Annotated in this window: 18 protein-coding genes; 6 read left to right on the top strand and 12 right to left on the bottom strand. The window is 33.3% G+C overall.

Translation table 11 applies throughout. The annotated features are described in order from the left end of the window. Window positions 1–30: 30 nt before the first annotated feature. From DMA14_RS16290 to DMA14_RS16265, 6 genes are all read right to left on the bottom strand, one after another. On the bottom strand, window positions 31–645 hold the full coding sequence (locus tag DMA14_RS16290) for a thioredoxin family protein (protein ID WP_111425649.1): 615 nt from the start codon (window positions 643–645) through the stop codon (window positions 31–33). Between the two features lie 6 nt (window positions 646–651). Then, the gene (locus tag DMA14_RS16285; RefSeq protein WP_111425648.1) at window positions 652–1,128 is read right to left on the bottom strand and encodes a TlpA family protein disulfide reductase; all 477 of its coding nucleotides are present in this window, start codon (window positions 1,126–1,128) and stop codon (window positions 652–654) included. A gap of 134 nt (window positions 1,129–1,262) precedes the next feature. Next, complete coding sequence (locus tag DMA14_RS16280; RefSeq protein WP_111425647.1) at window positions 1,263–1,919, bottom strand: Imm19 family immunity protein; 657 nt, start codon at window positions 1,917–1,919, stop codon at window positions 1,263–1,265. Between the two features lie 9 nt (window positions 1,920–1,928). Beyond that, window positions 1,929–3,278: a DUF6138 family protein gene (locus DMA14_RS16275; RefSeq protein WP_111425646.1), complete on the bottom strand. Its 1,350-nt coding sequence runs from the start codon at window positions 3,276–3,278 to the stop codon at window positions 1,929–1,931. Window positions 3,279–3,303: 25 nt separating this feature from the next. After that, the gene (locus tag DMA14_RS16270) at window positions 3,304–3,834 is read right to left on the bottom strand and encodes a hypothetical protein (protein WP_111425645.1); all 531 of its coding nucleotides are present in this window, start codon (window positions 3,832–3,834) and stop codon (window positions 3,304–3,306) included. A gap of 17 nt (window positions 3,835–3,851) precedes the next feature. After that, window positions 3,852–4,547, bottom strand: coding sequence for an SMI1/KNR4 family protein (locus DMA14_RS16265; RefSeq protein WP_111425644.1), 696 nt, complete (start codon window positions 4,545–4,547; stop codon window positions 3,852–3,854). Window positions 4,548–4,828: 281 nt separating this feature from the next. On the opposite strand from DMA14_RS16265, the gene DMA14_RS16260 reads away from it, so the two are divergent. Continuing rightward, on the top strand, window positions 4,829–5,746 hold the full coding sequence (locus tag DMA14_RS16260) for a DsbA family protein (RefSeq protein WP_111425643.1): 918 nt from the start codon (window positions 4,829–4,831) through the stop codon (window positions 5,744–5,746). Window positions 5,747–5,837: 91 nt separating this feature from the next. On the opposite strand, the gene DMA14_RS16255 is transcribed toward DMA14_RS16260, so the two are convergent. Further along, window positions 5,838–6,311 carry a CinA family protein gene (locus DMA14_RS16255; RefSeq protein WP_111425642.1) on the bottom strand — a complete coding sequence of 158 codons (474 nt, stop codon included), beginning with the start codon at window positions 6,309–6,311 and terminating at the stop codon, window positions 5,838–5,840. A 339-nt stretch (window positions 6,312–6,650) separates the two neighbouring features. On the opposite strand from DMA14_RS16255, the gene DMA14_RS16250 reads away from it, so the two are divergent. Genes DMA14_RS16250 through DMA14_RS16240 form a run of 3 tightly spaced genes read left to right on the top strand, consistent with a single transcriptional unit; the run spans window position 6,651 to window position 7,883 of the window. Beyond that, the gene (locus tag DMA14_RS16250; protein WP_111425641.1) at window positions 6,651–7,139 is read left to right on the top strand and encodes a hypothetical protein; all 489 of its coding nucleotides are present in this window, start codon (window positions 6,651–6,653) and stop codon (window positions 7,137–7,139) included. Window positions 7,140–7,172: 33 nt separating this feature from the next. Further along, on the top strand, window positions 7,173–7,571 hold the full coding sequence (locus DMA14_RS16245) for a hypothetical protein (RefSeq protein WP_111425640.1): 399 nt from the start codon (window positions 7,173–7,175) through the stop codon (window positions 7,569–7,571). Between the two features lie 39 nt (window positions 7,572–7,610). Continuing rightward, window positions 7,611–7,883 (top strand): PrgI family protein, encoded by a 273-nt coding sequence (locus DMA14_RS16240; protein WP_111425639.1) that lies wholly within the window; start codon window positions 7,611–7,613, stop codon window positions 7,881–7,883. A gap of 66 nt (window positions 7,884–7,949) precedes the next feature. On the opposite strand, the gene DMA14_RS16235 is transcribed toward DMA14_RS16240, so the two are convergent. The 5 genes from DMA14_RS16235 to DMA14_RS16210 form a co-directional block, all read right to left on the bottom strand. Then, entirely contained in the window at window positions 7,950–8,318 is a 369-nt protein-coding gene (locus DMA14_RS16235) for a SpoIIAA family protein (protein WP_111376802.1), read from the bottom strand. 592 nt (window positions 8,319–8,910) lie between these two features. Beyond that, on the bottom strand, window positions 8,911–10,680 hold the full coding sequence (locus tag DMA14_RS16225; RefSeq protein ID WP_111425637.1) for a RagB/SusD family nutrient uptake outer membrane protein: 1,770 nt from the start codon (window positions 10,678–10,680) through the stop codon (window positions 8,911–8,913). Window positions 10,681–10,685: 5 nt separating this feature from the next. Then, window positions 10,686–13,967 carry a SusC/RagA family TonB-linked outer membrane protein gene (locus tag DMA14_RS16220; protein WP_111425636.1) on the bottom strand — a complete coding sequence of 1,094 codons (3,282 nt, stop codon included), beginning with the start codon at window positions 13,965–13,967 and terminating at the stop codon, window positions 10,686–10,688. Window positions 13,968–14,038: 71 nt separating this feature from the next. Then, the gene (locus tag DMA14_RS16215; RefSeq protein ID WP_111425635.1) at window positions 14,039–14,962 is read right to left on the bottom strand and encodes a FecR family protein; all 924 of its coding nucleotides are present in this window, start codon (window positions 14,960–14,962) and stop codon (window positions 14,039–14,041) included. 84 nt (window positions 14,963–15,046) lie between these two features. Continuing rightward, a complete protein-coding gene (locus tag DMA14_RS16210) occupies window positions 15,047–15,571 on the bottom strand; it encodes an RNA polymerase sigma-70 factor (RefSeq protein ID WP_111425634.1) in 525 nt (174 codons plus the stop codon). A 265-nt stretch (window positions 15,572–15,836) separates the two neighbouring features. On the opposite strand from DMA14_RS16210, the gene DMA14_RS16205 reads away from it, so the two are divergent. Then, complete coding sequence (locus DMA14_RS16205; RefSeq protein WP_111425633.1) at window positions 15,837–16,895, top strand: phosphatidylinositol-specific phospholipase C1-like protein; 1,059 nt, start codon at window positions 15,837–15,839, stop codon at window positions 16,893–16,895. Window positions 16,896–17,259: 364 nt separating this feature from the next. Next, window positions 17,260–19,191, top strand: a complete 1,932-nt coding sequence (locus DMA14_RS16200) for a metallophosphoesterase family protein (RefSeq protein WP_111425632.1) — start codon at window positions 17,260–17,262, stop codon at window positions 19,189–19,191. Window positions 19,192–19,198: the final 7 nt, after the last annotated feature.

Below are 19,198 nucleotides of genomic sequence, written 5' to 3'. Positions count from 1 at the left end.
ACATGAAACTTAAAACCTGAAACAAAAAACTTAAGCTTTTGCTTTTCTTTTTACCGTACAGCCAATTTCTTTGGTTTGTGTAATTGCTGGTTTCTGTCCGCTTTTTAATGATGCGATTACATCTTCAGCATATTTTATTTTCTGAGGATTATTCCCTTCTGGATCATTATCGATTGCTCCAACATATTCTACCACATTTCCTTTTGAAGTTTTAGAAACGATAAAGATGTGAGGCGTACGTTTTGCACCATATTCATCTGTAATTTTTTGTCCCGGGTCAAATAAATATGGGAAAGGATATTTTTTGTCTTTTGCCAAATCTTGCATTTTTGCAAAAGTATCAGCGTTAGAAGCTTCTGGATCGTTTGGGTTAATTGCAATTACAGGATATCCTTGCGATTTGAATTTTTTATCCAAATCGATAATTCTTTGTTCGTATCCGACTGCGTAAGGACAAGTATTGCAGGTAAAAACTACAATATATCCTTTTGCATCTTTAAAAGTTCCGAAAGAAACATCTTTGTTATCTACATTTTTCAATTTGAAATCTGGAGCTGCATCGCCCGCTTTAAGTGTTACAGCATTTTGCGCGTGAGATAGAAAAGCAGAAAATGCTAATGCTAGTAATAAGATTATTTTTTTCATAATGGTTTACAGTTTTTTATATTCAGTTAATAATTGTTCGTAGGTAAATTCGCTTTCGACAAATTTTCGCTTGTCGTTTTTAATAAAAAGCGTTGCCGGAATACTTCCCGACCAGCTTGGATCTATTCTATCGATAAACTCTTGTGGATTACTTTCGTTTAAAAGGAAGACTTCATTCTTTAAGTTTTTCCTTTTTACAAACGGAATCACATTTGATTCTAGTTTCGATTTAAAATCTAAACTTACCAATAAAACAGCCAGTTTTTCTGATTTATACTCTGCTCCTAATTTCTCAAAATGCGGCAGTTCTTTTATACATGGCGCACACCACGTTGCCCAAAAGTTAACTACATAAGTACTATCTTTTCCGTTTTTGATTCTCTCATTAAGCTGATTAATATTTATAAGTTTCACATTCTGACTATAAGCCGAAACTGAAATAATACTGAATAAAAATAAATAGAAAAAAGGCTTTAATTTCATGAGAAGAATGCTTTAGAATTAATTTGTTTCCTACAAATATAAAATAATGATAAATTAGTTTTTGTTAATGAAAGTTTAATGAGTGTGGCAAGGCGCAAAGGTCCAGAGTTGCAAAGGAACAAAGTTGCCTATTGTTACTCATTTATAAAGGAAAGCAAAATTTTATTTAATAGTGTTACCTCTTCTTTGTAGCGTGGGTAATCTGTTATATTTCTTACGCTATGATTTTCAGCATTTGTCAATCCAATATCTTTTATTTCCAAAAATGAGGACTGCATCATTAAACCATTTAAAATGCAATCTGAAATATATTCTGAATGTGTTTCAAACTTTGGAATTGCATTTAAATGTTTTACAATCATAGGTTTTAAAATAGCTTTTTCAATTTCTTGTATTCCTGTCATCGGAAGAAAAAGAAGAAACAGATTTGGATATTTTTCAAAAGCTAATAATTCATCCAAAGTAAAAAACCAAGCTTCAAAATGTCCACCTAGATTGCCAATATAAATATCATTAAGAAAAAAGTTGATTTCATATTCAGCAAATTCAATTGCGTAACTTAAACCATCATTTATTTTACCCGCAACATATCTAGGGTTTTCTTCTATATCATTCTGATTGAAAAACTTCCATTCCCATTCATAAGCTTCAGTTTCATTAGTTTCTACAACTTCCAAAACCTCATCAATATTGAGTTCTTCTTTTTCATCATAGCCTCTTGACCAACAGAAATAATACTTCCAAAAGAAAGTGTTATTGTTGAGTTCATCGATTTGTATTTGTCTATTCATAAGGCTTCACTACAAAAGTTTTTCAAAAATTTCTCTTTCTGAATCTGTAAGCTGCTTGCTAATTTTAGTAAAGTTCTTTTTCTCGCCAAATGTTGTATAGATTACACCTTCCCAGCAATAATTAGCCATTTCCTGAACATTAGTGCCACTTTCTGAATATTCTTTTAAATCTTCTTCAGTAAAATAATACGAAACAAAATTCTCTTTACTATCCAATAGTAACTTCAAGCTATTTTCATTTGTAAAATAAGACGTGAAAACCTTATTATGCGGATGTTCTTGCATGGATAAAACAGCATTGATATAAACTTTAATTGATTTTTCGTTTATTCCAAATTTCTCCAGAAAAACTGGCGTAAATTTCTGCTGGATAGACTGATGTTCGCCATCAATTGTTTGATAATAATCGATTAGTACATCAAAATATTTTTCGTCTTGCAATCCTAAAGCAAAAACAGCAAAAGTTGAAGGCATTGCACAATTTTCAGCTTCAAGATTGGTGTACCATTCGTATTTCTTTTTAGTTAGATCAATATATTCTAAAATGCTTTTATGCAGATTTGGATATTTTACTGCTCCAGCGAAAAAATAATTTTGTCCGCATTTTGGGAGCCCCTTTATTGGAAGCAATTCTTTTCCTTTCGAAGAAAAACTAATTTCGAAACTTTTAGGAAAATCAGATTTTAGAAGATTGTTAACGAAGTTTAATGCTTTTGCGTAGCTTTCTTCTGTTTCGGTAATCAGTTTAAGACTTATTTTAGCAAAAACATCATTTGCTTTACCTACAAAATCTTTGTCTTTGTATTCTGTTAACTCTTTTGGAATTTTTCCAGTTCCGTTTTTCTTAAGTTGTTCTACTTCATCAGAGCCTAATTCGGTCACGACATCAAAATACTCATTTGCCGTAACTGTGGCATAACTTGGCCCATATTTAATATGTGAGACAGCGATATAACATATAAAACTTAAGAGCTCTTTTTGTTCTTCTGTCAATATAGGTTTCGGTAGCTCTTCTTTCGTTTTGGGTATAAAAATCTTGTATTTGCCTTTTTTTACTCTTTCAAAACTTTTAAAAACCAATTCCTCAGCTTGCAATCCTAATGCATAACGATAACTATCAAATCCAGTAAGCTTTCTTAGTTTTTCAACAAATGAAATGTAAAATTCTTTTGAGAAAGGTCTTGTTTGAAAAAAATATTCAATTATGGGTGATAGCAGAAATTTTTCACCCGAATCTAATACGTACGGATTGGGGTATGCTTTATCAATTTTAATGGTATTATTATCAATCGCTTCAATGAATTTTTCTAAAAGCGATTCGTTGCCTTCTATTTTTACTAAATAATTTAATTCTCTCATTATACTTTATTCCTTTTTCGGTAACCTATATCTCAAAAGGATATTTTTTTGATAATAGACCGCTTAATTCTTTTAATTTTTCTTTGTAATCATTTTTTATTTCTTCACTTATTTCGCCTTCTTTTTCATAGACTTCGTCAAGCTGTTTATTGAGACATGAATACTGTAACCATTTTTCAAAATTCAACCCTAAATCGGTAAAGTTTTTAAAACACATTTCTTCATATTCATGATCATAGAAATAAACTTTATTTTCATCATCAAATAGCCAAAAATCACTCTGCCCATTTGCACCAAAAAACCAAATTTTGTTTATTTCTTCTTTTGCTTCTTCCGACCAATAATCTGAATCTGAAAATTCCCTTGTAACATTATATGATTCTACACTATCAAACAAAATACATTCAGATGAAATTTCAATGGTCTTTATTTGAGTTACAGTCTCTTGATACAATACATCAAACTTAAAAGAAACCGATTTTGGAAAGTTTCTAACAGTTTGTTTATTTAATAAAAGTTGCCTTTTTATGTCTTGAATTGGTCGAATTTTAAGCATTACTTTCTGTTTTTTAATTATTCATGATCCTCATCATATTCTTCATCATCATAAGACAGATAAGACCAATCAATATCAACAAGATCAAGAATGGCATCAAATAGTTCCTGATCGCTTGATCCAATAAAAGCTGCTGTACAATTGTTTTCTTGATCGAAAGACAAACTGATTACATCATAAAAATCAGCTGTATATATCTTTTGATTTTCTCTGCTGATTTCTGGAACAAGCGCATAGTTTTCTTCAACAAGTTTTACAACTTCAGAATCAATTTCTCCTAAATAATTTCCGTTAAATTGAAGTCCGCCCAAAGTACCGTTGAAAACTGCCATCAAAAGAAAAAAGTCCTCCGTTGTCTCGGTTTCCATTTCCCAATCTGATTTTTCTATTGTGTCGTAATTGCCATATATTGGCGGATTATCTAGTGATAGATCTTCCCTTTTAATTCCCCAAAAAGCTACGTTTTGATTTTCTTCATAAAAAACCAAAAAATCATCATCTGAGAATCCGATTTCATTTTCAGGTTTCAAAAGTCTGTTAAAGCAGTAATTAAGATTTTCCTCTTTCCCTAATTCCAAATAATATTCTTTGAGTTTTGAAGGAAGTTTTACATTTAATCTTGTCTCAAGATCGAGAATCTGATTTTCTGAAAATCCGTAGTTTTCATTTTCAGATAGGTTATAAAGGCGTTTAATTTTTTGAATATAATTCATGTTAGGCTTCTATTTTTAGGAAGTGAAAAATAAACAATTAATTACAAGCCTGCAATTACTTTATAATGATAATCTCACTTTTTCAGAAAAGCAATTTCTTAAAACTAGAATGTTTTTTCTAGTCATGTTTTTTTGACTAATTGACTCGCTATGATATTCGGCTCAACTTTGCAATAAATTCATAAATCCGAGAGTACCTTTTAAAAACTATTATGAAAATACTGTCGATACTATTAATCTTGATTTGCAGTGCAAGCTGCCAATCACAAACGAATTCTAAAATGAGTGAAGAAAAAACAAATCCGTTATTATGCGATCCTGTAAGCGGAATGTGTGAAATGCCTGTTGGCGAAAAATCAAATACCAAAACAGCTATTCCAACAGAAAATAAACCTGTCAAAATAATTTACTATACCGACCCCATTTGTTCATCTTGCTGGGGAATTGAACCTCAGCTTAGAAAATTAAAACTAGAGTACGGCGATTATTTCGAAATTGATTATCGAATGGGTGGTCTATTGCCAGATTGGAGCTATAACAGTGGCGGAATAAGCAAACCTTCAGACGTAGCTCATCATTGGGACGAAGCTAGTTTATATTACGAAATGCCAATTGATGGAAATGTTTGGCTGGAAGATCCGTTAGATTCATCTTATCCGTCATGCATTGCTATGAAAGCGGCACAAATGCAGAGTAAAGAAAAAGCCGTGAAATTTATGCGTGTTCTTCGCGAAGAATTATATCTAAACAAAAAAAACATTGCCAAATGGGAAAACATTGCCCAAGCTGCTAAAATTGTTGGTTTGGATGTTCAAAAACTAAAAACAGATTATGATGGAGATGCCAAAAAGCTTTTTCAAGAAGATTTAAATCTAGGAAAAGCACTTGGTGTACGAGGATTTCCAACTCTATTTTTAGCTGATGCCAATAATAACCAGCTTACTGTTTACGGCTCTAAACCTTATGCTGCTTATGAAAATGCTTTATTAACGTTATTTCCACAAGCAAAAAAGAAGATCATTAGAAACAAAAACCCGTTAGATTTGTTTGAGATTTTTCCAACATTGGCTCCAAAGGAATATGCTGTTATTCATAATATTTCAGTTACTGAGACAAAAATTATTCTAGAAGAATTATTCAGTAAAGGAGAATTGGATAAAAAGACGATTAAAAATGGTTCTTTATACATTAGAAAATAAAGAATTTAATTAGAACTACAAATCTTTAAATGCAAAAAAAATCCGTAAAGAAATTGCTTTACGGATTTTCCTATTCTGAAATATCTGTTTTTTATATCTCCCTCAAAACCAAATCGGCTACAACATCTATCGCTTGATTAATAATCTTTTCTGGAGTTCCCTTAAACTCAAAACGCTTGGCAATTTGTTTTTCGCCAAAAATGATGTGGATGAAAATAGTCCCAACAGGTTTTGACTCGCTTTCGCTTCCGCCTGGTGTAGTCAGTCCTGTTAAACCCACACAAATATCTGAATTAATATAGCGGTAAAAATTTTGTGCCATCAACTTGGTAACCTCAGCAGATTCTGCACTATACTGTTCAATAGTTCCCCACGGAATATGAAGTAAATCTTCTTTCATAGAAGTATGATAACATACTATTCCTCCTATGAGGATTCTTCCCGAATTAAGAACTGTCGAAAACTCATAGCACATTTTTCCAGCAGAAGCACTTTCTGCAAATGATATTGTTAAGTTCTTTTCTATTAAAGCCTGACAGCATGCGGTTACCTTATCTGATGCCATATTGATTTTAAATTTAATTACACATTAATTTCAACTTCAAATGTAGATTGTTCCAACATAGTAAACTTACATAATTTCTTACAATAATTATATTATAAGTAACTGTTAATTATGCAACTATAGTTTATTTTTTTATAAAAAATTTTTTCAGATTATGTGGTAAATTTGTAAATAGAGCTTTTTACAGTCAAATAGTACACTGCCTAGAAATAGTATAAAAGCCAAAATGTCTTGACTAATAAAAGTTATGATAGGACAATTACAGTAAACTGTAAAGAATTAACTAGTCTTCTTTAAGAAGGTTCGATTTTGAAAAGTAATAATCTAAAAAAAAGTATTATGGAAAAGCAACACAACCATGAATATGGTCAGTTTGATCCTGATTATATCGAACAAAATACTCTTGTTGACGGAACATATTCTAATGAGGATAAGTTCAAACAAGTTTTGAAAAAACATGACAATAGAGAATTTGGCGAAAGCGACCCTGATTATTATGAGCAAAATATGGTGATTGACAATGACAATTATTCACGAGATGAAGATCCGTATCAGTATCAGGAAGAATTTATTCAAGATCCCTCGTATTCAAAAGGAGATTTTGAACCTCATGAAACTATTCGTTCAGAAAACATTCCGAATCAGGAAAGAATCATCAATGAAGATGACGCCATTACAAACGATGGCACAGAAGACGATTTAAACGATGAATATCATCCTGATTTAGATTACGAAAATGATCTAGAAAAAGACGAGGATTTTGATAAGGATGAAGAGTTGGATGATTTTGACGCAGAACATTATCCAGAAAATCATCCTAGAGAATAGCCAAAATTATCGTAAATTGTAATCTATTAATTTATGGACATAGCAGTTCAAATTGTTTGGCTTTTTGTATTAGCAATTCCAATTGCTTGTATTAGCTGGACTGTCACACACGAAGAGATTTTTAGAGAACCGCATGAATGGTGTGTCAGGCATTCTAAAAATGACAAAAACATACTGTCAAGAAAGTTCTTTTATCTTCTCACTTGTGAATATTGCTTCAGTCATTATGTTACAATTGCCTTTCTGGTTATCTGCGATTATAAACTTTTGTTAAATGACTGGAGAGGATATATTTTGGCAGGGTTTTCTCTGGTCTTTATGGCAAATGTTTATATAAGTCTTTTTGCTCTATTGCGCCAAGCTATAAAAAAGGAAAAAGTCGAAATTGAGAAGATTGAAAGTGAAACTGACACTGAAAACGGTAAAAATTAAGAAATAACAAATAAGTATAATTAAAAATTAATTGGCATTATGGAGAATTTGAATTTTATAGACCCATTATTACACGGAATTAAACCTGAAAGCAAACCGTTAAATCTGTCAGTAAAACAAATGGTATTTGCAGGTGTTGGTGCTCTTTTAGCATCGGCAGTTTTGAATAAAACAGGACATAAAAAAGCAAGTGCTGTTGTAGGAAGTCTTGCATTACCAATTTTAGCATCGGCTTGCTATAAAAAATACAGTCAAATATCTAAAGAAAAAATTGATGCTCAGGCAAGCAGCGGTATCGAATACAATCACTAATCCTTATAAACTATCATAAAAAAGAGCGCTTATTTTATTATAAGCGCTCTTTTTCATTTGGTCACATTAGTTTATATTTCCTTCGACCCAATTTAATGCTTTATTAAAATCAACTTTTTTATAACCACGAAACTCACCTGGAACAATATAGCTAAATCCATTTGTGAAAGAAATGATTTCGTCTGTATCGGTAACAATAGCAGCTCTATTCCATTTTCCAAGATTTTTCAAACCAAGAAGAGCATCTTGCAACCAAGCACCTGTCGTAAAATTTTCAATGTCGGTATCTAAAACCAATAAGAAATTAATTTCATTAGTCTGTTTAACCAAATGCTCAACGGCTGGAGCTACTGCTGTCACAAAGTCTTCTTTTGTCACTTCTGCCAATGCTCTAAAGGCAACAATGTTATCTGTGGTATCGATTTGATGTATCATGATTTTTATTCTTTTTTAGTTAATTTATGAGGTTTTATTTGGAACATTTCTTCAATATTTAACACTAACCCAAAGATACTCATTATCAATCAGATAACACTTACATTTAACTATTCGTTTATTATATTTTTTTAAGGTTCTAAGGTTCTGAGATACTAAGGATCTAAGGTTTTAATAACTGAACCTACATACTTTGCGTTAGATGCACTGCGGTGCATCTCTACAATTCTGTTCTCTAAATATTGTATAATTAAATAGCAAAGATTTTCCGTAGAGACGTACTTCAGTGCGTCTAACGCTATACAATCATAAAGAAAACCAAATCGGAAATACTTTGTGTTAGATGCACTGCGGTGCATCTCTACAATTCTAAACGGAATATCATGATGTAAAAAAACCTTTGTCACTTTGTCACTTTGCAACTTTGCAACTTTGCAACTTTGCAACTTTGCAACTTTGTAACTTTGTAACTTTGTAACTATAAACCTTAGCACCTCAGAACCTTATAATCTTAGCACCTCAAAAAAAAAGCCTGTCTCTTCTCGAAACAGGCTTTTTGAAAAAAAATAAAAAATAAACTAACACACAATACTTAATTGTATCCTTGGTTTTGTTTGAATTCCTTAGTTACGTCAATTGTTGACTGTGGAATTGGGAAAACTCTTCTGTATGGCTGTGAAGCTGCTTTTGCTGTTCCAGGAAGATCAAATTTCCCGAAACGAATCATTTGCGGTCTTCTGTATAATTCCCAATACAATTCAAAACCAATTTCGTTATATAAAACAGTCTGATCAATTGCTGTCAAAGCTTTACCAGGCGCACTTCCGTACAACGATTCTCTTTTTCTGCTTGTACGCAATTTGTTCAAGTCTTCCATAGCTTGAGCTGTATTTCCTTTTCTGAAATACGCCTCAGCTCTCATCGTGTAAATTCCTCCTAAACGGAATAATGGAATATCAACATTACTGTTTCCGTTTCCTCCTTCTGGATCAAATTCATATTTAAAAATACGTGCTCCCTGATTAATTTCGTTCTGAGCAAAAACAGCCTGAGCTGGATTTTTGAAAGTTAACGAAGGCGTAAAATCCATTCTTGTCGTTGTACTTTTTTCCATATATAATGGAGAAACTTTAATACGTCCGTTAACCATCTCTAATGAACCAGACGATAATAAGATTGGTCCGTATTGAGGTCCAAATTCAATTCCTCTATTAAAATGGAACCAAGGCAAATTAGCGCTTTTCGGAACAATATCTGTTGCTGGAACGCTTACATCTGTACCGTCGTTTTTAAACCAAGTTCCGTCAGAATACTGATACTTTTGCTGAAATCTTGGGTCATCATGATTTCCATCCCATGTTGCAAAAAACTCAGGAGTTGTGCAAGCTGCATTGGTTCCTCTATTGGCTGCAGAAGTTCTTTGGTTACGCTCCATACATACATAAGCAAAACTGTTTGATCCATTTCTGATATAATCTATCTTTTGAGAAATAGCAAAAATCAACTCTTTTCCTTTATCATTGTCTCTCGCGAAGTTTTTGAAATAATCACTTTCTAAAGAATATTTTCCAGAATCAATCAATAATGAAGTATAATAAATTACACGATCCATATCTGTTCCTGTACCCGTTGCAGCGGCTTCAGTAAAATTAAAGCTTGAAGATGCATTAAAACGATCTTTAAAAACGGCACGATTCAGGTACATCTGCGCTAAGAATCCATAAGCAGCTTCTTTTGTAAATCTTCCGTGGTGTGTTTGCTGCGTTCCCATTTCTGCTAAATCTGGCACTAAAGCTTCAACATCTTTAATTAATTGATCGATTTGCGTATCGGCTTTTAAAATCTGCAAAGGCGCATTTGGGTTCATTGGATCTCTGTAAGGCGCTTGTCCGTACAAATCTAATGTCGTATATAAATAATACGCTAAAAGTCCTTTCGCTTCCGCTAAAAACAATTTCTTCTCCGGAATTGAACTTTCTTCTACTGACTGAATTGCGGTTAACGAACGCGTAATTCCGTTTGTCAATTTGTTCCAGTTATCCACTACAACAGCATTATCAGACTTCCAAGTAAACTCATGCATATCTCGCCATTTTCCACCATCTCCCCAATCACTTCCTCGAGTTGGCAAAATTGCTTCGTCTGTCGTGTATTCCTGCAAAGAAAAAATTCCTCCATGATCTACAAACGTTCCGTCTCCTAAACGGTCGTAAGCAGCCGCAAGAGCTCCAGCTGGGTTTGAAGCATCTTCTCCTAAAACCTCATCCAAAACAACTTCATCTAGGTTGGTACAGCTTGCAAAAAGCCATATAAAAGAAAATATTGCTAATGTTTTTATATTAAAAATTGTATTTGTCTTCATAATAATTATAGTTTTAAAGTTGCTCCAAAACTGAATGTTCTAGAAGTTGGATAACTTGCATAATCGATACCGATAGATTGGTTTCCTCCGTTAGATTTCGGGCTGTTGATTAACGGATCGTAACCTGTATAATTTGTAATCGTAATTAAGTTCTGACCTGTAACATAAAGTGTTAATCCGTTGATCCAGTTTAAACCTTTTAAGTCAAAATTGTAACCAATACGAGCTGTGTTTAATCGGATGAAATCTGATTTTTCTAAGAAAAGCGTTGACAAGATTGGTGAATTGGTCGGATTTGCCCCAGATTCGTAATATCCAGTTGCCACGTTACGATCTGATGCCAAATTGTTTATGTTTAATGCATTCAAACCTGTATTATTCAATAAATAACCTCCTGTTTGTCCGATGATAGAAAATGAGAATGTAAAGTTTTTATATCTCATATCACTATTAAATCCGTAATAGAAAGTTGGTAAAGCTCCTTCAATAATAATTCTGTCACTATTGTCAATTTTACCGTCTCCGTTTTGATCTTTAAAGATATTTGCTCCATTGGCATCAAAACCAATATGTTGCAATAAATAGAATGATCCAGCAGCATATCCGCTTTTATAGATATTTGCATTTACACCAGATTGTCCAGGTCCAGAAATTGTTCCTGTTAAGATTTCTGAAACTGGTAAATCTTCAATTTTGTTATGTAAGGTTGCTCCATTCATATCAATATTCCAAGAAAAATCTTTAGTATCCACTATCTTAGAACCTAACATAAACTCGATACCTTTATTGATAATTTTACCATCAATATTGGTCCAGATTGTAGTTGTTGGACTCAAAGCTTGAGAAGGAACATTCAAAATAGCATCTGTAGTTGTTTTATTGAAATAGTCTAATGTTCCGTACAATTTGTCATTCCATAAATTGAAATCTAAACCTACGTTATATTGTGTTACAACTTCCCATTTCAAATCAGGATTTGGTGTTCTATTTACAGAAACTCCGTTTACTAAATTTAAATCGTCGTATAAATAATATCCATCAGCTCCAGACAATGAGTAACTTGCCTGTGTAATTTTATTTTCAACTTCTTGGTTTCCTGTTTGTCCCCAGCTTGCTCTTAGTTTTAGATTGTTTAATGTCGAAGAATCTTTAAAGAAACTTTCGTTAGCAATGTTCCACCCTAAAGCAAATGATGGGAAATAACCGTATTTATTGTTTTTACCAAAACGCGTAGACCCGTCACCTCTCATAGAAGCTGTTAGAAGATATCTATTATCGAAACTATAATTCAACCTTCCAAAATAAGACTGCAATTCGTTTTCTTGTGCATAACCTGTTGTTCCAGATTGAGTACCTTTAAATCCTGGATTTATTGAAGGAGGAACACCTTCACCTTGGTTTGAAATCCCGTCAATACTGAAACTTGTTCCTGATCTTTCAAATTTTTGGTATGAGAAACCACCCAAGGCTTCAATTTTATGCTTATTCAAATTCAAATTGTAAGTCAGATAATGCTCCACCAAAGAGTTTTTAGAATCTAAATTATTCTGAACATACTTCCCTTTTGGATTCAAATCTGTCAAATTTGGAAAAATAGTCGTATTTCTCTCCGCCATCGAACGATCCACACCAATATTTAATTTGTATTCTAATCCGTCAATAATTCTAAGAGAAGCTTCTAAGTTTCCTAAAACTCTCAACGTTCTAGTTTGATCTTGGTAAATGCTCAACAAATACGCTGGATTGTAATGCGCATTCATATTGAAATTGGTGTAATTTCCGTTTGCATCAAAAACAGAACGCGTTGGATTTGCCATCAATGTATGTACAATCAATTGTCCGTTTGAACCACCGTCATCACTTGTTGGAACTCCGTCATCTTTAGTTTCACTTGCCGTAAGATTCATTTTCACTTTCAAACGTTTGTTGTCTAAAAACGATTCAGCAGCATTAATTCTTCCAGAAAGACGTTTGAAATTACTGTTGCGAACAACTCCTTCCTGATCCATTTGAGCAATCGAAGCATAATAGTTTCCAGAATCCGTCTGTTTAGAAAAAGATAGCGAATTGTTTGTCGTAATGGCTGTTCTGTAAATTACATCTTGCCAATCTGTATTTCCTCCGTGATCAAATGCTTTGTCTTTAATTGCATTTCTGTATTCGCCAGCACTTAAAACATCAAGTTTGTTAGCCACAGTTGCCACTCCTGTATAAGTATCAAAAGTTAATGTTCCTTCACCTTTAGAACCTTTTTTAGTTGTTACCAAAACTACTCCGTTAGATCCTCTCGCTCCATAAATTGCAGAAGCCGATGCATCTTTCAAAACCGTAATCGATTCGATATCGCTTGTATTCAAAAAGTTCAATGGATTTTTAGCCGATGAAGTTCCAAAACCAACATTACTTCCCGATGGACTCACATCGTCATTTGACAAAGGCACACCATCTACAACAAACAAAGGCGTACTTCCGCTTCTGATAGATCCAACTCCACGAATTGTTACATTTACTCCCGCTCCTGGTTCACCGCTTGTATTTACAACACGCACACCAGCAACTTTTCCTTGCATTAAATTATCTACAGAAACATTTACACCTTGTTTGAAGTTCGCAGCTTCCAATTGCGTAACCGCACCAGTAACGTCTTTTTTAGATTGTTTTCCGTAACCTACAACCAAAACTTCACTTAATTCAGCTGTATTTGGATCTAATTGAATCGTCATAAAACCAGTTTGTACAGCAACTGTTTTAGTTTTATAACCCATATAAGAAATATCAATGGTTTTCCCTTCTCCAACTGTAATTTCAAATTCTCCATCGAAATTAGTTACCGTTGAATTTGACGAACTTGTTTCTGTAATTGTTGCTCCAGGAATCGGCAGTTTATTTTCATCAACTACTTTTCCTTTTACTTTAATTCTGTCAACAGCTTTTGAGTTTACCGCTTTTGGCACAGCTGTTTTTTGAATTAAAACTAGTTTTCCGTTAATATTATAATTGAAATTGGCTTTCTTAGAAAGATCATTCAAAATCGCCGTAATAGACTCATTGCTATAATTTACTGTATAAGCTGTATTGTCAGCAATTACAGCTTGTCCATAACTGAACTTGTAGTCGGTTTGCTGTGTTAATTTTGAAAAAATAGAAACAAGGGTAGCTTTTTCTATTTTATTTGCTACTTTTGACTCTTTTAATAAAGTTTTACTATAACCGCTCTGAAAGGCAAGTAAAGCTAGGACTAAAAAGACAAAACTCTTTAGATTTAAATAAGAAGGTTTAAAATACATGATTTAAGTAATTGTTTTTACGATGCTTAATTTATTAATGGCAGTTGTTCCCGCAACTGCTTTTTTTGTTTTTAATCCACTTTTACTATTTCGCCATAGACTTTGAATTTTAGGTTTGTGATATAATTTATTTGTTCCAAAACATTTTCTAATGTCGCGTCCTTCTTAATGAATACCGTTAACGGCATTGCTAATACGTGTTTATTGTTATACTCAAATGAAACTCCGTATTTATATTGTAAAATGGTGATTACTTGTTTTAAAGTCGTTTGATCTAACGTAACATCTTCATTGTACCAATTCACCAAAAATGCTTTGTCAGCCAATTGTTTGGTTAATTTTTGACCTTCAAACAAAGCTTCCTGATTCGGTACTAAATCAACGCTTTGCCCTTTTCCAGACACATTTACTTTTCCTGTTACTACAATTACTTTACAGTTTAATTTTGATAATTGAATGTGAAATGAAGTTCCCACAACTCTGGTTTGAATTTCGCCAGAATGAATAATAAATGGATGCTTTTTGTCTTTGGCAACTTCAAAAAACGCATTTCCTTTTACTAAAGAAACCGTTCTCTGATCGCCTTCAAATTTTTCAGGATACTGAAATGATGAGTTTGCTGCCAGATAAATTTTCGAACCGTCACTTAATTGGATAGATTTGGGAATCGATGACGTTTTAAATGTGATTTGTTTTTGGTTTAAAACATTTGGTCTCAAGAAAAATCCTAAACCAAGCAGAAAAAGAATGCTGGCAGCAGCTATATATTTTAAATAAGGACGGAAAGATTTCTTCTTTCCAATTCTTAACTGAATTTCATCGTACATATTCTGAGATTCGATTTCTGGATTTCCCATAAGATCATTATCCCATTCTGATTTTTGATATTCGCTGAAAGCAAAATCATGTAATAAATTTTCTTCTGCCGATGAAGTTTTTCCTCTTGAACTTTTATCCAGCAAATACTCTAAACTATGTTTGATTCTTTTTATCATAAATACTTATTGTTATGAATAAGTACCAGAATCTCGAAATCGTACTATCGCCAAATATTATGAAAACATCAAGCGAAAGTTATTTTAAAATTTATGATTAAAAATAATGAATGGAGCTAGCCAAGCCAAGTCTTTTAAGCCTTCGCGAAGTTGTTTTACCGCCGATGAAATCTGATTTTTTACGGTTTGCTTCGAAATTCCAAGCTCTTCTGCAATCTGATCGATTGTCATGTCTTGAAATTTATACATCAGCAAAACTTCTTTTCTTTTCTCTGGAAGTTTGTCTAATAGAGAATAAAGCAGATCCATCACTTCTGGATCGATAGTCGAAAAATTATCTATAATGTAGTCTTCGAATTTTTCTTCTAAAATCGTCTTATCAAAACGATTGTTCTGATAATGTTTGAAAACCTGATTTTTTACGGCGCGAAACAAAAAAGGTTCAATCGCATTAATATTCAGTTCTTCTTTTCTTTCCCATAGATCCACAAAAACATCCTGAACGATGTTCTGTGCCAAGTCTTTATCCTGAGTCATCGTATAAGAAAACGCATTAAGCTTTTTCCAATATTGATTATACGTTTGTTCAAAAATTTCAGGATTATTCATATTGTAATTACAGGCTTTTTAATATCGTAAAATAATAAAATGAAAACCCAATGCTTTTTGCGTCAAGGTTATCTTTAAATTAATAAATAAACACGTTTGTTGTATTAATACTACTTTTTTATGGACAAAAGAGGAATGTCTTTGCGATTTCTTTTTTTTAATCTAACATAAAAACGAGCGGTAGACTTTAATTTAGTTACTTTCAAAAAATGCAATTTTCTTTTGATGCGTCCCCAGTCAACAGTATCAATTACATTTTAGAATTATGAAACCATTTTTGTTCACTTTATTATTAGCAGGAGCTTTAAGTGCTCAGGCTCAGAACGACAATCTGAAAATAAACCAGCTTCAGGTTATCGGGTCGCATAACAGTTATCGTCATGCGATCGAAACGGACTTATACAATACCATTCAGGCACGAGACACTTCTCGTTCGCTTAAAGGTTTGCAATACACTCACATCAGTATTACAGATCAATTAAACAAAGGTTTGCGCAATCTGGAAATAGATATTTTTGCTGACGCGAAAGGCGGAAAATATGCGCATCCGAAAGGTTTAGATATTGCAAAATCTGAAGAAGCTTACGATCCAGAGGGATTAATGAAAAAACCAGGTTTTAAGGTTTTCCATATGCCAGATATCGATTTTAGAACTTCTTGCTATACTTTTGAAATCTGTCTTCAGGAATTGAAAAAATGGTCAGATGCCAATCCAAATCACGTTCCGGTTTTTATCACTTTAGAACCAAAAGACGGCGATGCCAATTTCTTCGGAACAAAACCAGAAGATTTCACCCCAGCAGTTTTTGACGAAATGGACAAAGTAATCCGCAAAGAATTAGGAAAGGACAAACTGATTACACCAGATATGGTGCGAGGAAAATACAAAACACTCGAAGAAGCTGTTTTGCATGACAACTGGCCAACATTAAAAGAAGCAAAAGGACGATTTTTATTCTTATTAGATAATAACGGCGCAAAAAGAGATTTGTACGCATTGAATCATCCGTCCCTTAAGGGACGCGCCGTTTTCATTAACGCTGAACCCGGAAAACCAGAAGCCGCAGCATTATTCAGAAATAATTCTGAAGATCTACAGATTGAAGATTTAGTTAAAAAAGGATATTTAATAAGAACAAGAGCAGATTCTGATACCAAAGAAGCACGTGCTAATGATTATTCGCATTTTGAAGCTGCTAAAAAATCGGGCGCACAAATCATCACCACCGATTATTATCTGCCAAGTACGTTCTTTAATTCTCCTTATCAGATTAAATACGATGATGGAAGTTATGTTAGAAATAATCCTGTGACTGGAAAATAGTTTTTTTGTTTCAGGTTTCAAGTTTCAAGTTATCGCTGGAACGGGAAACCTGAAAATTGAAATAATAATAATTTTAACCGCAAAGAGCGCAAAGAGTTACGCAAAGTTCGCAAAGCTTTATGTATGTAGTTTGTAAATATAGCCCGCGGTTTCAACCGCGGGAACGCTCAGAGAGACGATATACCTTGTGTTCCCGCGGTTAAAACCGCGGGCTATATTAAAACTAGATTTGATAATTATCCTTTAAAAAAAACTCAAAATCCACAAAGCTTTGCGACCTTATTTATTTTATAAATCATGCTCAAAAATCTTAGCGAACTTTGCGTAACTCTTTGCGCTCTTTGCGGTAAAAAAAACAAAACCTATGAATTCAAGATTTACAATAGTATACATAATCACGCTCCTAGTTTTTTTCAATAACGTAGCATCAGCACAAAAAGTAAAAAACCTCAACGGAACACAAATCGCATTTTTATCAGATGTGCATTTACAGGACTTATTCGGCCAGTTTTCAGATTCAGATTATAAAGGCGTTTTGAATCCGAAAACGGGAGAATATGTTTTGGTGCGAACCATGTCCTCTCAGCTTCATTCTACGCGCATTTTCAATGAAAACTACTTTGCTTTTATTGCCACTCTAGAAGATATCGCAAAGCGAAAAATCAAATATGTAGCTCTTCCTGGAGACTATACAGACGATGGCCAACCAATACATGTTCGCGGTTTAGCCAAAATATTAGAACAATACACCAAAAAATACGGAATAGAATTCTTCATAACCACAGGAAATCACGATCCGGTTGGGCCGTTTGCGCAAGAATCTGGAAAAGAAGATTTCTTAGGAAAAGAAGGTAAAAGTCAACCCATTTATAGCAAAGAAGGTATTTATAAGCCAAATCTAAACATCGAACAGCCAGTAGTTGTTACCGCCGACATTGCTAAAATGGGTTATTTAGGAATTACAGATCAGCTTCAGAATTTTGGTTTTCATCCAAATAAAAAATATAAATTCTGGGCAACTCCATTTTCTACTTATTCAAGCGAAAATTATACATTCGAAAAAGCTTTAGAAAGTGCCAAATTGGAAAATCGCGTATACGAAGTAGCGCCAGGTTATGAAGTTCCAGATGTTAGTTATGTCGTAGAACCTATTGACGGACTTTGGCTAATGGCTATTGATGGAAATGTTTATATACCAAAGAAAAATGCTTCCGCAGAAAAAGATTCTAAGAATTACAGCGAAGCCAGCACAGGATATAATAATGTGCTTACGAATAAAAAACATTTAATTAAATGGGTTGAAACCATTTCGGCGGAAGCCAAAAAACAAGGAAAAACATTAATTGCTTTCAGTCATTTTCCTATGATTGATTTTAATGATGACGCTTCCGCGGAAATTAAAGAATTGCTTGGACCGAACAAATGGCAATTAAACCGAGTTCCTGTCGAAGAAGTAGCACAAATATTTGCAGATGCAGGATTAAAGATTCATTTTGGCGGACATATGCATATCAACGATACGGGCGTGAGAACTTCTGCAAAAGGAAATACTTTGGTTAATATTCAAACACCATCGCTTGCGGCTTATATTCCCGCATACAAATTATTGACTTTCAAAAAGGATAATCTTGTAGATATTCAAACCATTACTATTGATGATGTTTCGAGATACGACGAACTTTTTGATTTGTATAAAATGGAATATCAGTTCTTAGAAAGTCAGAACGCCCAAGACATTTGGAATATTGACATCTTAAAAACAAAAAACTATCATGATTTTACCGATTTTCATTTAAAAGAATTAGTTCGTCTTCGTTTCCTAAAAGACGATTGGCCTTCTGCTTTCAAAGATTTTATATTGAATGTTGCTGCAAAAGATTTATTGGTTTTAGCTAATATGCAATCTGATAAAGATTTTGATTTCATACTAAAAAATAAAGAACAGTTTCAAAAAGAATGGAATGATGCTGAAGCGAAATCAGAAAAAATCCTAGCTCAAAATAATCTCAAAAAAGAAAACTTCAATTGGACAGGTTATGATCTTCTAGTAGATTTTTATCGTTTCAGAAGTGCCGATGAATTGGCTCTTGCCGATGTTGGAACTCAAAGAGCAAAAGAATACAAAGTTTTGTCAAATTTATTTTTAGAAGGTTCTAAAGCTGATCTTTCAAAAGACAATCCGTTGCAGAAACAGATGAAATTATTCCTGATCATCTTCAATAAATTCATGCATGAAGTTCCTGCAGACCATTTTACAGTTGATTTGAAAAATGGTGCGATTAAGAGTTTGAAGTGATTTATTG

The organism is Flavobacterium sharifuzzamanii (genome assembly GCF_003254585.1).
In the GTDB taxonomy this organism is placed as follows: domain Bacteria; phylum Bacteroidota; class Bacteroidia; order Flavobacteriales; family Flavobacteriaceae; genus Flavobacterium; species Flavobacterium sharifuzzamanii.
Note: the sequence above shows the minus strand (reverse complement) of the source record. Positions and strands in the feature narration are given on the sequence as shown.

What these genes read in the sequence shown, in the direction of transcription:
- DMA14_RS16290 (WP_111425649.1), bottom strand. Translation starts at nt 645, where the DNA reads ATGAAAAAAATAATCTTATTACTAGCATTAGCATTTTCTGCTTTTCTA.
- DMA14_RS16285 (WP_111425648.1), bottom strand. Translation starts at nt 1,128, where the DNA reads ATGAAATTAAAGCCTTTTTTCTATTTATTTTTATTCAGTATTATTTCA.
- DMA14_RS16280 (WP_111425647.1), bottom strand. Translation starts at nt 1,919, where the DNA reads ATGAATAGACAAATACAAATCGATGAACTCAACAATAACACTTTCTTT.
- DMA14_RS16275 (WP_111425646.1), bottom strand. Translation starts at nt 3,278, where the DNA reads ATGAGAGAATTAAATTATTTAGTAAAAATAGAAGGCAACGAATCGCTT.
- DMA14_RS16270 (WP_111425645.1), bottom strand. Translation starts at nt 3,834, where the DNA reads ATGCTTAAAATTCGACCAATTCAAGACATAAAAAGGCAACTTTTATTA.
- DMA14_RS16265 (WP_111425644.1), bottom strand. Translation starts at nt 4,547, where the DNA reads ATGAATTATATTCAAAAAATTAAACGCCTTTATAACCTATCTGAAAAT.
- DMA14_RS16260 (WP_111425643.1), top strand. Translation starts at nt 4,829, where the DNA reads ATGAGTGAAGAAAAAACAAATCCGTTATTATGCGATCCTGTAAGCGGA.
- DMA14_RS16255 (WP_111425642.1), bottom strand. Translation starts at nt 6,311, where the DNA reads ATGGCATCAGATAAGGTAACCGCATGCTGTCAGGCTTTAATAGAAAAG.
- DMA14_RS16250 (WP_111425641.1), top strand. Translation starts at nt 6,651, where the DNA reads ATGGAAAAGCAACACAACCATGAATATGGTCAGTTTGATCCTGATTAT.
- DMA14_RS16245 (WP_111425640.1), top strand. Translation starts at nt 7,173, where the DNA reads ATGGACATAGCAGTTCAAATTGTTTGGCTTTTTGTATTAGCAATTCCA.
- DMA14_RS16240 (WP_111425639.1), top strand. Translation starts at nt 7,611, where the DNA reads ATGGAGAATTTGAATTTTATAGACCCATTATTACACGGAATTAAACCT.
- DMA14_RS16235 (WP_111376802.1), bottom strand. Translation starts at nt 8,318, where the DNA reads ATGATACATCAAATCGATACCACAGATAACATTGTTGCCTTTAGAGCA.
- DMA14_RS16225 (WP_111425637.1), bottom strand. Translation starts at nt 10,680, where the DNA reads ATGAAGACAAATACAATTTTTAATATAAAAACATTAGCAATATTTTCT.
- DMA14_RS16220 (WP_111425636.1), bottom strand. Translation starts at nt 13,967, where the DNA reads ATGTATTTTAAACCTTCTTATTTAAATCTAAAGAGTTTTGTCTTTTTA.
- DMA14_RS16215 (WP_111425635.1), bottom strand. Translation starts at nt 14,962, where the DNA reads ATGATAAAAAGAATCAAACATAGTTTAGAGTATTTGCTGGATAAAAGT.
- DMA14_RS16210 (WP_111425634.1), bottom strand. Translation starts at nt 15,571, where the DNA reads ATGAATAATCCTGAAATTTTTGAACAAACGTATAATCAATATTGGAAA.
- DMA14_RS16205 (WP_111425633.1), top strand. Translation starts at nt 15,837, where the DNA reads ATGAAACCATTTTTGTTCACTTTATTATTAGCAGGAGCTTTAAGTGCT.
- DMA14_RS16200 (WP_111425632.1), top strand. Translation starts at nt 17,260, where the DNA reads ATGAATTCAAGATTTACAATAGTATACATAATCACGCTCCTAGTTTTT.